Below are 14,692 nucleotides of genomic sequence, written 5' to 3' on the forward strand. Positions count from 1 at the left end.
ATTGCGCAGCTCGATCGGCGGGTGCATGACCTCGAGACCCGCCTGTCGCGCGAGGCCCTGGATTTCCTCGTTCATCATCACAAAGCAACACTTGCCACCGGGACCTTTACCCCCGATGAAGTCGAGCGTTTCTGGATCGGACAGCAGGTGGCTGCACACCTCGTCCATCGAGTCAAAATCGCGGCGGTCGCGGCGGCGGGGCACGAACACGCGCGAGTGGGTGCCCTCGAACGAGTCAAAGTAGGTCAGGTAGAAGAAGTTTCGAATCCAGCGGTCGACGCCTAGCAGGTTGAACGGGGTAGGCGAGATGAAGTACAGCGGCACCTTGTTCGTGTGAAAGAACGCGCGTATGTCCGACAGGCCGTTCAGGCGGCGCGGCTCGGATCCGCCGGTGGGCGTACTCATGCTGGCCGCGCTGACGTCGGCGCTGTGGTTGGTGCGACGGTGATCCGATCACGCAGCTGCATTGCACAATTGTGCGCCCCGCCCATGGCCGATGTCTGTGTGGGGATGAAAATTCCCCGCTGGATCCGCGCGTCGCCAGGGTCTGCGACGGGGCGCGTGAGAGCACCGGGCCGAAGGCGTCCGGAATGTCGTCGAGTGGACCGGCCACCCGGATATTGCGGAGCGCGTGCAATCGCGATACAAGGCACCGCGCGCAATCACCTGTAATATCGGTCGCTGATCTTGGTGCTGCTTTGCATTGGATTCGCGGCAGTATTCTCAGGACGGTCGAGGAGGCGTCTCTAGAGGTGGCTTCGCTGCCCGAGTCCAGAAGTTTCGCGGTGTTTCGCCGTCTTGCTGGTGAATGGTGGAATTCGCCCGTCGACTACGCCGCACAGGTGCAGTACTTCGCCAAGCGGTCCATGGCTGAGGCTATCCGAGTACTGATCGGGGTGGGTAATGGTCTGACGGTCGTGACTTCCCTGGCGATTCTTCTTCCCTGGGCCGGACCGGACCGTCTCGTATCTCGGATAGTCGTGGCATCGTTTGCCGTCGTCGTGATGTTTTGGGTGATCCGGTGGTGTTTTCGACCATGGCCCTCACTGCCAATGTCGCGCGCGTTCGTCATCTCGTGCGACATCGGGATCGCGACATTGGCGTTGTACGAACCAACTTGGCTCTCGGGTCTGTACGGGTTCAACGCGTTTACGCAACTCTCGGTGTATCTGCTGTTCTTCGACGGACCGAGATTCCTTGCACTGCACACCCTCTGGATCTTCGCATCGACGGCCGTGTTTGCCATGCGGGCAGCTGCAGAGGCACACTTTGACGGCGTAGTCTTCGCCGTCAGCATCCTGGTCGCGACGACACCGGTCCTCGCCGCACCCGTAGGGATTCAGTTCGGGATCCGGACGCTGCGCAACGACGCCAACGAGTCGGTCACCGATCCGCTGACCGGTCTACTCAACCGGCGGGGCCTGCATCTTCACTTCGCCGAGTTGTTGAGCGATCGTCATCCCTCGGGCAGGTACCTAGCCTTGATGGTCGCTGACCTCGACCGCTTTAAAGACATCAACGACACCTTCGGCCACCCGATCGGCGATGACGTATTGATCCGCACCGCGCGGCGGATCGAATCCGCGGTGCGCGCCAACGCATTAGTAGCCCGAATCGGCGGAGAAGAATTTGTCGTCATCGATGTCACGGAGCCTGACCACACACAACGAACTGCCGAACGAGTCAGGTGCGCGATCGCCGCGTCGGCAGATCATGCTCCAGTCACCGCCAGCATCGGCGTCACTCATGTCGAGCTCGCCATCTTCACCGCGCCCGAGGCTGACCCGATGGCCCTCCTCGACACCAGCCTCAGTCGAGCCGACCAGGCGATGCTCGATGCGAAACGCAAGGGCGGCAATACCACAGTCCACGTCACGCCCATTGATCAAGACCTTGAGTCGTCGGACCGCTACGCGGCACAAAGGCGGACGCCCGATCAATGAGGGGATGGCCGGCGGATCAGGACGCGATGAACGCGAGCAGATCCGGGTTGAGAACATCCGCGTGCGTGGTCAGCATGCCGTGCGGGTAGCCGGCATAGGTCTTCAACGCGCCGTTCTGCAGTAGGTCGAGAGCTCGGGGCACCGAGCTGGTGAACGGAACGATCTGATCGTCATCGCCGTGCATCACCAGGACCGGAACGGTGATCGCGCGCAGATCCTCGGTGTAGTCCTGCAGCCAGGAATCCACCGTCTCATAGTGCGCGTGGGCGCTGCCGGACATGCCCTGTCGCCACCAGTTCGCGATGACCGCCTCGGACGGCTCCACCCCAGATCGGTTGAATCCGTAGAAGGGGCCCTCCGCCACCGCGCGGAAGAATTCCGATCGATTTCCCAAGACACCCGCCCGCACCGCGTCAAACCACTCCTGGGGCTGACCACCGGGATTGTCCTCGCTCTGCGCCATGTTCGGTGTCGGGGAAGACACCAGTACCGCCTTAGCGACCCGCTCCTGGTGGCGCGCCACATAGCGCGCCACCTCAGGGCCACCGGTGGAGTGCCCAATATGGACGGCCTCGCGCAGGTCGAGCTGCTCGGTCAGCGCGGCCAGGTCGGCCACCCAGTGGTCCACGTCATTGCCGGTCCCCACCTGATCGGATCGGCCATGCCCGCGGCGGTCGTGAGCGATCACCCGATAACCGTGGTGCAGGAAGAACATCATCTGCGCGTCCCAGTCGTCGGCTGTCAGTGGCCAGCCGTGACTGAAGACGATCGGCTGGCCAGAGCCCCAGTCCTTGTAGAAGATCTCGACACCGTCCGACGTGGTGATGGTAGGCACCGTCGTTCCTCCCGCAGTCGCCTCTCACGGGCGCTCCCCGCGATCGACTGACAGTCAACCGCAATCCGCAAGTTTTTCCTGCGACCGGCCCGACTCATGAAACCCTGACGACGCAAAGGCTACTCGTGGATGGCGGTGGCGGCCTGGGTCGCCTGCAGGATCGGGGCCGGGGGCTCAAATAGATCTCAAGGGAGGACGGGCGGGTTATCGAAGGTGACCCGCCAGAGACACTCGTTTTCGACGACGACTGAAGAATGAGTCCATTGTTCCGCTTCATCCCGCTTCCTCCGAGGTGGGATCATTTGCTGATGGTCCAGGAAGAGCCCGAGCAATACATCGCCGAGGTTGAACATCAACAAGCGGGGCAGCAGCCTGTTACGGATCTCCCACCGGCAGGCCCAGACCGCACCGCTGAGTCGCGCCGTTTCGTGGCAACCAGCACGCGAATGCAGACGTGGCTCTTCATCTGCACTTTCGGGTTCTTTGCAGCGTTGGTGGCGGTGTTCGCGGTGATGTTCGTGTTTCCTTCTGCGTTTATCACCGGCTGGGTGGTCCTCGGTCTCATAACGGTCGGGCTAATCCTGTTTGGTGTCGTGGCCGTTCGGAGGTGGGGCTGGAGCAGAAAGATTCCCGTTTGCATCACGAGCGATGGCCTGACTGTCGAAGGCAGGCCGGGTGAGGTCTTTCCTTTCGACGATGCACAGCTGGGCCTGTTCAGTTTCGGGCAGGAGGCCACGATGTCGGGTACGGCGCTTCACCTGCGCTGCGGCTCCCGCCGCTTTGTTCTCGGCGGGCGAGATCATCGCCTCGGCACCGCAACGCCGCTCCAAGCGCCGCCCACCGGGCGCGTCGACGGGTGGTTGCAGGCCGCAGAGTTCGATGTGGTGCTGTCCATGGTCGCCCGCCGCTCTGGGTTGGAGGTACGCGGTCCTGCACCGGGTGAACCGCTTCGCTGTCTGCTGTACCCGCCTCCCAAAACATTGGGGCCATTCGCACCGTTCACATCCGGGCGCAGACACCAACCCCCGCAACCACGCCTGGCCATCGAAGGGCTTGCTGACGCGATCCGGGTGGTCGACCCGAACACCAACGCGGTCATCGCCTCGGCTTCGCGCACGCAGGTAACCGCGACGCCCGCGAATTACCGGCACGTCGATCCTGAGCAGTCGTACAACGTACCGGTCCTGGTCGTGCACGTTCCTGGTATGCAACCACTGATCATTCAATGTCATCGCGACTGGCGCGGCGACGTGCCTAAGCAGAAGACGAAACCCGAATTTAGGGTCTCAGCCGCTGATTCGCGGGCGCTCGTCGAGGAATTCGGGTTGGCCGCGAACTTGAAACCCTAGCCGGCGACAAGGTCGAATTCGTTGCCTTCGGGATCGGTGAAGCTGATCCATCGGCAGTTGTTGTCGCTCGGTGACCGCACTTGTTTGGCTCCCAACTTGGTGGGCGATCGGCTTCGGTGTGGACGTCGGCGGCTTTGAGGTCGAGGTGGACGCGGGTTTTAACCGTCTTTCCCTCAGGAACGCGGTGGAACATCAGTAGCGGTCCCGTGGGCGGGGCCATCGTCAGCGGTGATGGAAGCGAACTGGTCGGTGGCTCCTTCGGTGACGTTGCGCTGCAACGCTTTTGCCCAGAATGCGGCGAGTTGGCGGGGATCGTGGGCGTCTAAGCTGATGCCGAGGAGGTCAATGCTCATCGTCGTTCCTTCTTTGGGCGTGGGTCGCGTTGGTGGGAGCGCCCAATTATCTGTGGAGTCGATTGTTCGTTGCTGTGGAGTGCTGTGGTGAGGAACGCGGTGACTGCGGCGCGAGCCTCCGCCGCGATGGATGGGTCGTGATCCATCTGCGCGCTGAGGATGGCGCCGTCGTAGATGAGGTGCAGTTGGCGTCCCAGTGTCCGGGGATCGGCGGCACCGGTGTCTGCGGCGAGGCTGGTGAACAGTTCCCGTAGCTCGGCGCGGTAGGCGTCGACGGCGTGTTCGATCATTCCGCCGGGCGGCGCCTCGGCGCTAGCCGAGATGAACGCGCAACCACGGAAGGTGGGCTGGGCCAGGATTTCGGCTTGGGCGTCGAAGACCGCATACACCCGCGCAACCGGGTCACTGTGCTGTTGCATCGCGGCCCGCAGACGGGCGATAGTGCGCGCGTGCCGTCCATCGAGATAGGCCTGCACCAATTCGTCCTTGCTGCCGAACGCGTTGTACAGCGACGCCTTGGCCACTCCAGCGTGTTCGATAACACGGTCGATGCCCACGGTATGGACGCCTTCGTCATAAAACAATTCGTCGGCGGCATCGAGCAGCCGTTGGCGAGCCGAGCGCCTCGGCGCTGGTGCACTCGTGCCGGTGGTCGCCCGTGTCGCGGTGGCCATCAGCTCTCCCCGGGCACTTGGTCGACATCCGTTGCGCCGTCGTACTGTTCGACCGGTTCGAGCAGCATCACCGGAATGTCGCGATCGCCGGCCTTGGCGCGGTATTCGGGGAAGTGCGGCCAGAAGCGTTCGGCGACCTCCCACCATTGCGCTTTCTCGGCACCGTGGGCTTCCCGGCCCCGCAGGTGATGGACGGTGGCGCCGTCCTGCAACGTCACCTGTGGGTGGGCAATGAGATTGCGGTACCACGCCGGATGAGTGGGGGCGCCGGCGGCCGAGGCGACGGCAACGTAGGTGTCGCCCTGCTTGATGCGCATGACCGGGTTTTTCCGGACGCTGCCGGTTTTGGCGCCGATCGTGGTCAAGATGACCACCGGTCGGCCCTCCAGGGTGCCACCCTCGACTCCGCCGGTGGCTTCGTAGAGTGCGACCTGCTCACGTACGCGATCACTGGGGCTGGGCACATAGCTGCTGGCCATGTTCTACACCGCCGTCCGGCCGCCGTCGACGGGGATGACCGCGCCGGTGATGTAGCTGGCCTTGTCGGAGGCGAGGAAGGCAACGACCTCGGAAATCTCCTCAGGTTGCGCGCCCCGATTCAGTAGCGTGGTGCCGGCCAGATTCTCGATCAGGTCGCGCTTGGACTCGGCGGTGAACACCGGCCCAGGCGCCACCGTGTTCACCCGCACTCCCGACGGGCTGAACTCGGCTGCCCACGCCCGTGACATCGCGGTCAGCGCCGCTTTGGTCGCCCCGTAGGCGGCTCCGCCGGCCAAGCCGACGTGCCCGGCCATGCTGTCAATGCTGACGATGCTGCCGTGCCCACGCTTGGCCATCCCCGGCGCCAGTGCAGCGACCAGCTGGTAGGCCGCGCGCACGTTGCTGTCGAACAAGTGATCAAAGGTCTCGGTGGCCAGCTCCGCGCTGGGACCGAACCAGGAGATCCCACCGTTGTTGACCAGCACCTCAACCTCACCAACCTCGGCCGCCAACGCCGTCACTGCGTCGGCGTCGGCTAAGTCCGCCGCGACGAACCGCGCCCGACCGCCGTTGGCGGCGATCTCATCGACCGTGGCCGCGCCGCGTCCGGCGTCGCGGCCATGCACGATCACCTCGAAACCGTCACGCGCCAAGTTCAATGCGACTGCCCGGCCGATGCCCGAGGTCGCCCCGGTCACCAAGGCCACCGGCTGCCGACTGTTCGATTGTTCCGTCACGATGACTCCCGACTGAGTAGACCTGTCTGTCTAATTTTGCGGACGCCAGTTCAAACAGAAGCCCTCGCCCGATCATTCCCGACACAGCCGAGACACGATCTGAGCACGCTCGTTGCTCTAGATGCGGGACTCCACGACTCCGCGACTGCACGGCCGCGGGCGGTCACGAAAAGTCAGTCCGTGCTCGATTGAGGACTCTCCTGTGGACCAATTCACGGTTCCAGTCGCCCGTCTGATGCTTTCCGGATTGCGAGGGCACCGCGATGAGGAACTCGCCGGACGCACGGGAGACAAAACGCCCGTGGTCACGTGCTTGCAGTGCCTACCGTGACAGCGGAGCGCGGCTCTGAGCTGGTCAGCGCCGCGGCCACGTCTGAATTAAGTTGGTTTAGCGGTGCCAGTGTGTTCGTTGTCGAGGTGTCAATCGAATCTGCAGGCGTGAGTGGTCGAGCGCCAAGGGCAGCGGATTGTGTGGGTTGAGTTTGACACCGGTAGCCGCCGGGCTGCGTTCGCTAAGTAATGCTGTCAGTACGACGGCGCCGAGTTGCAGCGCAAGGCCGGCTCCGGGACATCCTTGCGGGCCGTGACTGAAGAAGTTGAATGACCAACAGGATTCGGCGGATCCTTCGGTCCAGGCGGTCGGATTGAAGTGGTCGGCCTCGGGGAGCCGGCTGGTGTCGCGGTGGTTGAAGGTGTTGACGATCATGACTTGTGTTCCTTCGGGAACTGTCGCGCCATCCCATTCAGTGGCCCGAGTTAGGATTCGCGCCAGTACGGGTGTGCTGGGCCATAGGCGCATCGCTTCGGATAGGCAGCCGACGAGGTAGTCGTGGCTATTTTGTTCGTCAATTTCGTTCTGCGCCTTCGCAAGAATGGCAGGGTGAGTGGCAAGCAGCGCCAGGCAGCGCCAGAGGTTGATGGCCAGGGTGTCACCCATCGCGAACATCCAGTGAATGACCTGATGGGTCGGATGGGTTACGTCGCTGGTGGGGGCCGCGACGAATTGCCCGACCAGACTGTTGGCTTCTGCGGCTTGTATGTAGCGGTCCAGTGCGGCCAGGAATGTGTTGAAGAGCTGGGGATCTCCCTTGCCTGGTGGGTTGGCTTTGGTCATGAGCGTCGCCAGTTGTGCCGAGATTTGTTCGTCGTCGGTGGCTTTGTCGCCGAGGATGATCCGTCGCGAAATGCGTTGTATTGCAGTGTGAAACCGTGGCCAGTCAAGGTTGTCGGGGATAGACAGGGCTTCCTCGTGAGCGACGGTGTCGCATCGGTTCGCGATGGCGCCGCTGCCCGTGGCGTGTGCTAGGACGGCGTCGGTGAATTGGCGTCGGTCGGACCAATGGCTGCCTCGGGATATGGTCAGGGCGTGCGGCTGGAATTTGTTCATCCCTGAGAGCTTGGGTTCGGGGTCGGATGCGAATGGCTCTGGCGCGTGGGAGAGAACGAAGCGGATCTGGTCGGGGCCAAAGACGAGCAGTGTGTGCTTGCCTGCCACGTTCACCCAAATAGGTCCGTCGCCGTAGCGACGATGCAGTGCGGTTAGGAGTCGGTGGGCGCGGCGGGCGACACCGATTCGGTCGAGCGCAGCGGTCACGGTGGGCCGGCGGCTGAACAGGCCTTCGGCCAGATTGGGCAACGCCACCAGCGTTGTGAAGCGCAAGCTCTCGGCTGTGGAGGTGTGCGGGAAGGCGATTGTGCGGCTCATCGAGGTTTCCTACTGGAGATGATGGCGGCGGTCGTCGTCGTGCCGTGGTGCGTTGACGGTGGCGTGGATGTGGCTGAGCAGTGTATGTCGTGCAGGCTTGGCTTCAGGGACTGGTAGCAGTGGGTAGACGTGAATTGCTCCGGGGTCCTCGTGGTAGGTGATGCGGTCGTTGCCGATACAGTCGCGGAGTTGACGGCAGTCGGCGAGGAAGATGTCGCGGTCGCCGACGTAGAGGTCGATCGGTGGAAGGTTGTGCAGTTCACCGTGGATGGGGCTGACTCGGTTGTCGTCCGCCGGTAGGTGTCTGGCCCACACACGGCCGCACTCGCGCAGCCCGGGAACCGCGAGCCATGGATCGCGTTTTGCGATGGTGGCGATGGCGGGATTGGTGAGTGCGATGTCGAGCCAGGGACTGATCAGGGTCAGTCCAAGGGGCGGGGTGGCTCCGGCGATGATCACCGTTTGGGTAGCTGCCAGGGCCAGTCCCGCTCCGGAGGAGTCGCCAGCGATGTAGATAGGGCCTTGTTGTGCCGCTCTGCCCATCACTGTCCCCAGCAAGTCGATCGCTTCTTCGGCGCAGTGTTGTGGCGCGAGACCATAGAGAGGCACGTGTACGGGGCGCCGGGTCGCGTCGGCGATCGCGCAGACGAGTTTCCAGTGCGCGCGCTCGATTTGGTTGACGTAGGCACCGCCGTGGACGTAGACAACCGACGACCGGTCGGCAGCAATGGTCTCGCTGCCGCTGGATTGCACTGTGTAGCAGTCGAACCCGTCGATAGTGTCGCGGGTCAGCTGGTAACGAGCTGACTTGGCCAGTTGCGAGGGTGGTCCGCCGGCACTCTTGGGCCGACTGAGGTAGGCGCGCGCGCTCTGGGGTGTTGCGTAGGTGCGGGGTCGACGTACGAGGCGCCCGTAGGTAGCGATGGCGTGCATCTGCCACGACATCCGTCCGCCCTATTGCAGTTGCGGTGTCATCGGGCGACCGCAATTTTGAAGACAGCGCTGCTGATCGTTCCGAATGCATTGTGGCCGCCGATGAATAGGCGTTTGGTGTCGTAGCCGGCGACGTCTTTCATGTTCTGCCCGCCGAAGCGGGCCACGGCGGCGCCGTCGGGCAGCACGACCTCTACGCCGAGCAACCCGTGGCGCACCGCTCGGCGTTCGTCGCCCGTTGCGTAGGCGAGCAGTTCGCCGACGGTGCGTTCGGTTTTCTCGGTTGGGATGGCGGGGCATGTCACGCCTTCCTCGTCGAGTTTCTTCGATAGCTCGTCGACGGTGACTGCGGCGCCGACCACCAAGTTCAAGTTGCCGGTGTTCACCTCGACCGTGGTGTCGCCACCATCGGCTTGCGCAGCGCAACGTGGACGGCGGTTGAGCGCAGCGCGCACCGCGGCCTCGAAAGCGGGCAGCCCGGGTTCCTCCGGTGACACTTCGGGCAGCATGATGCCCGGATTGAAGCGCTGCGCGGGATCGAAGACCTGCTTGAGGACACGCTGGGCCGCGATCTCCACCGGGGTGAAGCGTTTGGTCATGAATTGGATCTTCTCGGTACCGACACCGTGCTCGCCGGTGATGGTGCCACCCAACTGCAATGCCGCTTCGATGATCTGGTTATTCGCGGCCTCCAGCGCAGCGGCGGCGTCGGGGTTCTCCTTGTCGTAGAACGTGGTCGGGTGCAGGTCACCGTCGCCGGCGTGTCCGGTCACAGCGATAAACAGCAGTGCGTCGGAGTGTCGCTTGGCGGCATCCTGAATTGCCTGCTGCATCTCCGGGATGTGCTGGCGGGGAACGGTGACGTCGCCGATGAAAAACCCCTTGCCGCTGCGGACGACGGCGTCCGGGGCGTGCAGGCGCCCGTACCACAGTTTGGCGCGGGCGTCATCGTCGTCGGCGCGGCGCACCTCGACGGCGCGTTGCCGCAGCACTGCCTCCACGATCTCGGCGTCGCGGTCGACCTCGTCGGCGGTGCCGTCGACGTCGATGAGCACGATCGCATCGGCATCGGCTGGATAGCCCGTGTCGGTGAACTGCTGCAGTCCGGCGATACCGACGCGGTCGAGCCATTCGACCGCCGCGGGCACAGTCCCCGTCTGAATGATCGCGGAGATGGTTTCGGCCGCCTCACGGGCTGTGTTGAAGCTGCCCATCAGGCTGCGGGTGACCGGCGGGATGGGCCGCAGCGCCACGGTAGCCTCGGTCAGGATGGACAGGGTGCCTTCTGACCCGATGAGCACGCCCAGCAGGTCAGGTCCGTCGTCATCGGCACTGAATTGCACTACCGAGCCGTCGGCGAGCACCGCCTCCACGGCCACCACGTGGTTGTATGTGACGCCGTATTTGAGAGCGTGTGGGCCACCGGCGTTTTCGATGATATTGCCGCCGACCGTCGCCAGGTGTGCCGACACGGGGTCCGGTGAGAACACCAGCTTGTGCGGGGCTAACCGCTCCTGCAGATCGGAATTGATGACGCCGGGCTGGACGCGGGCGGTGCGAGCTGCCGGGTCGATGTCGAGAACCCGATTCATCTTCGTCAGGTCGATTATCACGCGGTCCGAACCGGCCATGACTCCGGCACTGCAGTTCGACGCTCCGCCGCGGGTGACCAACGCGACATCGTGTTCAGCCGCGACTTTCACGATTGCGACGACCTCGTCGCGAGTGTGCGGGCGTAGCACCAGAGCGGGTTGTTGACCGAAACCCCAATAGTCTTTTGCATTTTCGGCCAGGGTGGTGGCGTCAGTGGCCACTGCGTCGGGGCCGCTCAGGACCGCGGCAAACGCCGATACGATCGTGTCATCCATTGGCATCCTCCTAGCTGCCGAATCCGCCCGTGACGGGTGTGGTGCGCGCGTTGATCAGGGTGGGTCGGTCGCGGTCGGCGATGCCCGCCTTGACCAACTCGAATACCTCATCGGAGCTGTGTGCTTCGTGGGCGTCGACGCCATAGCTGGCCGCGGTTCTCACGATGTCGAGGCCGGGGATGTCCAGCCCGGGGACGTTCGGGGTCTTTTCCCAGACGCCGAATTCTTTGACCACGCCGTACTCGGCGTTGGAAGCCACGACAACGGTTACCGGGACCCTGTATCGCGCCGCGCTCCACAGCGCGGTGATCGCGTAGTGCATCGAGCCGTCGCCCATGAGCGCGACCACGGGCCGATCCGGTGCCGCGATTTGGGCGCCAACCGATGCGGGTAGGCCCCACCCGAGTCCGCCGCCGGCCGCGGACAGATGCGACAGCGGTTTGCCCGGACGGATGCTTTCGGTCATGGGGATCTCGTTGCTGCCGGCTTCGCTGACCCACAGCGTGTCATCGGGTGCGGCGTGGCCGACGGCCGTCCACAGGTCCGCGGGCTTCAGCGGCACCTGCGCCGACACCCGTTCGGGGACGCCCGCGCGCGGAGTGGGGGTGGGCCGTTGGGTGGGTTTCACCGTCGTAGCCAGAGCCTGGGCCGCTTTGCGGACGTCGGCGACGATCGCATCCCCGACGGGGGCGCGGGCGGCCTCGTCGGGATCGTTGGTGATTTGGATCAAGCTTGCGCCCTCGGGTAGGTAAGGCCCGGGCACCAATGGGTAGTAGCGGAACACCGCAGTCCCGATCGTGAGGATGAGGTCGTGGCCGGCGAGAATCTGCGAGATCCAGCCCGCGCCCGGTGGCAGCGCGCCGTGATAGAGCCGGTGATTCTCCGGGAATCCGCTCCAGCCGGTCAATGGGGCGGTGAACACCGGCGATTCGGTGCGCTCGGCCAGTTCGATCACCGCGTCGTACGCGTCGTAGCGGTCGATGTCGCCGCCGACGACGATCGCCGGTGATGTGGCGGCGTCTAATCGTGCAGCGACCTGCTCGGCCAACTCGGTCGGGAAACCCGTCGCGTGGGTCACGGTGCGGTCGCGCACCACCTTGATATCGGCGAGCTGTTCGTCGGTCAGTTCGATAGGCATGTCGTCCATCGGGAGCGAGACGAATACCGGTCCCATCGGCGGGGTGGTCGCCAGGTGGATCGCGCGGGCAAGCACGGCGGGGGATTCGCTCGCGATCGCCGGCTCGGCGGCCCATTTCACGAAAGGCTTGGGCGTGGTGGTGGGTTCGTGATTAGTCAGCAGGCAGTACTGGTTTTGCATGTTGCGGCGCTGGTTGCCTGCCGTGATGATCAGGGGCGTCTTGTTGACGTAGGCGTTGTAGATCTGGCCTTGCGCGTTACCCATTCCGGGCGCGGTGTGCAGGTTAACCACGGCGGGGCGCCGGGTGACTTGTGCGTAGGCGTCGGCCATCCCGACCGGGATCATCTCCTGCAGGCCGAGGAAGTATCGGAAGTCGTCGGGAAAGTCTTGCAGCAGGGCCAATTCGGAAGAACCGGGGTTGCCGAACCAGGTGGTCAGATTGTGTGATCGGAACAGGTCAAGGATGGCGTCGCGCACTGTGGACACTGGTGGTCATCGCTTTCATGGGAAGTTACCGAAGGGGTCAGTCGAGTTCCCCGCGCACGGGGTTGAGCGCCCAGTTCAAGGCGAAGTCGGCGACTTCTTCCCATCCTGGTGCGCCGCAGGTGAAGTGGTCTCGCTGGGGGAACAGCTTGTAGGCGGTGATCGCGGTCGAGTGTTCGACGTTTTTCCTGTAGTTCTCGTGCTGCACCGCCGGCGGCAGGATGTGGTCGCGTCCGCCGGCGATGAACAGCAGCGGCGCGCGATCGTCGTTGGCGAAGTTGTATGTGGTGGCAGCGTTGTGAGCGAAATTGGCCAGTCCGCCCTGGAACAGGATCCGCCCCGGAACCGGGACGGCGTAACGGTCATAGGCGATCATAGATTCAGATTCGCCGAGCGTGTTGGTGAACGCGTAATGAAATTGTGCGGCCGTGATGGGCACCGCGCGGTGCACATTGGCGGGATTTTTCAGTACCGGGAACGTAGCCCGGATTTCTGAGAATGGCAGTGCTTTGATGCCCTTGACGGCAGCACCATCGATGGACACCCCGGCTTGCCCGTAGCCGGCGTCCAGGAGCAGCTGCACAAAGGTGCCCCCGAACGAGTGGCCCATCAATATCGGCGGTTCGGCAAGTCCATCGATGAGCTCGGCAAGGTGATCGAAGACCTCCCGCACCCCAAGTTGCGCCAAGGGTGTGGCGTCTTTGCGCAGAGCTGCGACACCGGCCGCGCCCGGGGCGACACCGGGGTAGCCCGGTGTCAAGACGTCATAACCACGGGCGCGGTAACGCGCCACCCAGTCCTCCCAAGCCAACGGCGTCATCCACAGCCCGTGGATGAGAACGATCGTCTGCTCAGAAGCGGCTTTCATGGCAGCAAGCATGCGGAATCGAGGCGGGCGCCGGCAATGAACCGCAGCCTAAAACGACCCCGGCGAACGTTGTGCCAGGGCACAATATCGCGCGGCGCTTTAAGATCCGGTACGTGCCGCAGCAACGAACACGGACAGTTCTCACCGATCGCGTCCGCGCACAGTCGGAGGCGATCGTGGCCAAGGTCCTCACTGTGCTGAGCAGTGAAGTTCCTGACTACGTCCTCACCCGTGACGATAGAGGCAACACAGTTCAGGACAATATCGCCAGTTACCTCGCCGAGATGCTGGAGTGGATCGACCTCGGCGCCGAGCCCGGCCACCAGAGTTTCGACTCCGCTATTCGTCACCGCGCCAGCCAGGGCCTGACACTATCCAGCTTGCTGCACGCCTACAGGCTTGGCGCGGCAACCATTTGGGACGAGCTGGCACGGCTGGCGGACACAGACGAAATCGAAAAAGAGGCGCTGATCGCGGCAACGCCATCCATCTTTGCCTGGATGAACACCAATTCGCTTCGCGCTCACTCGGTTTTCCGTGAGATCGAGATCCGGGATGCGCGGCGCAACGAACAGGTACGAGCCGCGCGGCTGGATACGATTCTGTTCAACGACTCCAGCATCGGAGCGGCGTTCTGGGACGCCGTCGCCGCACTCGGTCTCCCACGGGCGGGCCAACTGACGGTCATCGCGGCCACCAGCGCCAAGCAAACATCGATGGGGGACTCGCCTCCCGACATCGAGACGCTCATCTCTGCGCACCCCGCTGTTCAAGACTCGTGGTTCCGCCTCACGTCTCATTCGCAATTAGGGGTCGTATCGCTTCGACGGGATCGCGCCGAAGCGCTGGACAGCATCGCCGGCACCATCTGCTCGGACATCCCGATCATGATCGGTCTCAGCAGCCCCTTCACCGAAATCGCTGACTGTTCGAAGGCCCGCGCCCAAGCGCAAGTCGCCATGTCAGCCTCCTCGAGCGGTCGCCCGACTACTCGCTACAACCGCGATGTCATAGCGGTGTTGCTCGCCAGTTCGCCAGACGCCGCCGCATCCATAGTGACGACCACACTGGGACCAGTCCTCGAGTTGCCAGCCGAACGCTGCGAACCACTACTCACTACGGTCTACACATGGCTACGGCTCGGCCAGTCCGTCTCGGCCACCGCCGACGAACTGCACTGTCACCGCAACACCGTCAACTACCGATTGCGTCGATTCGCCGAACTCACCGGACGACCACTGGCCGACAATTTGTGGCTGGCGCAAGTCGCACTTGCGCTCGAGGCCCCACGCACTCAGAAGTGAGCCACCAAGCCGATCAACCACA

14 protein-coding genes and 1 pseudogene are annotated in these 14,692 nt (G+C 63.7%); 3 read left to right on the plus strand and 12 right to left on the minus strand.

The genetic code is table 11. The features are described from left to right. Positions 1-405 (minus strand): annotated as a pseudogene (locus BN4348_RS41985) (biotin carboxylase); the annotation flags it as partial. Positions 406-752: 347 nt separating this feature from the next. On the opposite strand from BN4348_RS41985, the gene BN4348_RS41990 reads away from it, so the two are divergent. Continuing rightward, positions 753-1,943 carry a GGDEF domain-containing protein gene (locus BN4348_RS41990; protein ID WP_235852722.1) on the plus strand — a complete coding sequence of 397 codons (1,191 nt, stop codon included), beginning with the start codon at positions 753-755 and terminating at the stop codon, positions 1,941-1,943. A gap of 16 nt (positions 1,944-1,959) precedes the next feature. On the opposite strand, the gene BN4348_RS41995 is transcribed toward BN4348_RS41990, so the two are convergent. Next, positions 1,960-2,778 carry an alpha/beta fold hydrolase gene (locus tag BN4348_RS41995; protein WP_066912977.1) on the minus strand — a complete coding sequence of 273 codons (819 nt, stop codon included), beginning with the start codon at positions 2,776-2,778 and terminating at the stop codon, positions 1,960-1,962. Between the two features lie 308 nt (positions 2,779-3,086). Between BN4348_RS41995 and BN4348_RS42000 the strand changes: the two genes are divergently transcribed. Next, positions 3,087-4,127, plus strand: coding sequence for a hypothetical protein (locus BN4348_RS42000; RefSeq protein WP_142308698.1), 1,041 nt, complete (start codon positions 3,087-3,089; stop codon positions 4,125-4,127). Here the strand turns inward: BN4348_RS42000 and BN4348_RS61410 are convergent. From BN4348_RS61410 to BN4348_RS42045, 10 genes are all read right to left on the minus strand, one after another. Continuing rightward, positions 4,057-4,347 (minus strand): VOC family protein, encoded by a 291-nt coding sequence (locus BN4348_RS61410; RefSeq protein ID WP_328589009.1) that lies wholly within the window; start codon positions 4,345-4,347, stop codon positions 4,057-4,059. The two genes, BN4348_RS42000 and BN4348_RS61410, sit on opposite strands and share 71 nt — an antisense overlap. Then, the gene (locus tag BN4348_RS61415) at positions 4,301-4,480 is read right to left on the minus strand and encodes a VOC family protein (protein WP_096866139.1); all 180 of its coding nucleotides are present in this window, start codon (positions 4,478-4,480) and stop codon (positions 4,301-4,303) included. The genes BN4348_RS61410 and BN4348_RS61415 overlap by 47 nt, the downstream gene beginning before the upstream one ends. Then, positions 4,477-5,154: a TetR/AcrR family transcriptional regulator gene (locus tag BN4348_RS42010; protein WP_084454161.1), complete on the minus strand. Its 678-nt coding sequence runs from the start codon at positions 5,152-5,154 to the stop codon at positions 4,477-4,479. Before BN4348_RS42010 ends, BN4348_RS61415 begins: the two co-directional genes overlap by 4 nt. After that, on the minus strand, positions 5,154-5,633 hold the full coding sequence (locus tag BN4348_RS42015) for a nitroreductase family deazaflavin-dependent oxidoreductase (protein ID WP_066912982.1): 480 nt from the start codon (positions 5,631-5,633) through the stop codon (positions 5,154-5,156). The genes BN4348_RS42010 and BN4348_RS42015 overlap by 1 nt, the downstream gene beginning before the upstream one ends. A gap of 3 nt (positions 5,634-5,636) precedes the next feature. Then, positions 5,637-6,371 carry an SDR family NAD(P)-dependent oxidoreductase gene (locus BN4348_RS42020; protein ID WP_066912984.1) on the minus strand — a complete coding sequence of 245 codons (735 nt, stop codon included), beginning with the start codon at positions 6,369-6,371 and terminating at the stop codon, positions 5,637-5,639. 388 nt (positions 6,372-6,759) lie between these two features. Next, positions 6,760-8,076, minus strand: a complete 1,317-nt coding sequence (locus BN4348_RS42025; protein WP_066912986.1) for a cytochrome P450 — start codon at positions 8,074-8,076, stop codon at positions 6,760-6,762. A gap of 9 nt (positions 8,077-8,085) precedes the next feature. Next, positions 8,086-9,021, minus strand: a complete 936-nt coding sequence (locus BN4348_RS42030; RefSeq protein WP_084454162.1) for an alpha/beta hydrolase fold domain-containing protein — start codon at positions 9,019-9,021, stop codon at positions 8,086-8,088. A gap of 26 nt (positions 9,022-9,047) precedes the next feature. Then, positions 9,048-10,877: an FAD-binding oxidoreductase gene (locus BN4348_RS42035; protein ID WP_235852724.1), complete on the minus strand. Its 1,830-nt coding sequence runs from the start codon at positions 10,875-10,877 to the stop codon at positions 9,048-9,050. Between the two features lie 10 nt (positions 10,878-10,887). Then, positions 10,888-12,501 (minus strand): benzoylformate decarboxylase, encoded by a 1,614-nt coding sequence (gene mdlC / locus BN4348_RS42040; RefSeq protein ID WP_084454163.1) that lies wholly within the window; start codon positions 12,499-12,501, stop codon positions 10,888-10,890. Positions 12,502-12,538: 37 nt separating this feature from the next. Beyond that, positions 12,539-13,378 carry an alpha/beta hydrolase gene (locus tag BN4348_RS42045; protein ID WP_235852725.1) on the minus strand — a complete coding sequence of 280 codons (840 nt, stop codon included), beginning with the start codon at positions 13,376-13,378 and terminating at the stop codon, positions 12,539-12,541. A 101-nt stretch (positions 13,379-13,479) separates the two neighbouring features. Between BN4348_RS42045 and BN4348_RS42050 the strand changes: the two genes are divergently transcribed. Then, entirely contained in the window at positions 13,480-14,670 is a 1,191-nt protein-coding gene (locus BN4348_RS42050; RefSeq protein WP_142308699.1) for a PucR family transcriptional regulator, read from the plus strand. Positions 14,671-14,692: the final 22 nt, after the last annotated feature.

Origin of the sequence: Mycobacterium interjectum, assembly GCF_900078675.2 — a bacterium.
Lineage (GTDB): Bacteria > Actinomycetota > Actinomycetes > Mycobacteriales > Mycobacteriaceae > Mycobacterium > Mycobacterium interjectum.

Bases quoted from the DNA above. Each gene is read 5' to 3' on its own strand.
- BN4348_RS42000 (WP_142308698.1), top strand. From the start codon at position 3,087: ATGGTCCAGGAAGAGCCCGAGCAATACATCGCCGAGGTTGAACATCAA.
- BN4348_RS61410 (WP_328589009.1), bottom strand. From the start codon at position 4,347: ATGGCCCCGCCCACGGGACCGCTACTGATGTTCCACCGCGTTCCTGAG.
- BN4348_RS61415 (WP_096866139.1), bottom strand. From the start codon at position 4,480: ATGAGCATTGACCTCCTCGGCATCAGCTTAGACGCCCACGATCCCCGC.
- BN4348_RS42010 (WP_084454161.1), bottom strand. From the start codon at position 5,154: ATGGCCACCGCGACACGGGCGACCACCGGCACGAGTGCACCAGCGCCG.
- BN4348_RS42015 (WP_066912982.1), bottom strand. From the start codon at position 5,633: ATGGCCAGCAGCTATGTGCCCAGCCCCAGTGATCGCGTACGTGAGCAG.
- BN4348_RS42025 (WP_066912986.1), bottom strand. From the start codon at position 8,076: ATGAGCCGCACAATCGCCTTCCCGCACACCTCCACAGCCGAGAGCTTG.
- BN4348_RS42030 (WP_084454162.1), bottom strand. From the start codon at position 9,021: ATGTCGTGGCAGATGCACGCCATCGCTACCTACGGGCGCCTCGTACGT.
- BN4348_RS42035 (WP_235852724.1), bottom strand. From the start codon at position 10,877: ATGGATGACACGATCGTATCGGCGTTTGCCGCGGTCCTGAGCGGCCCC.
- BN4348_RS42045 (WP_235852725.1), bottom strand. From the start codon at position 13,378: ATGCTTGCTGCCATGAAAGCCGCTTCTGAGCAGACGATCGTTCTCATC.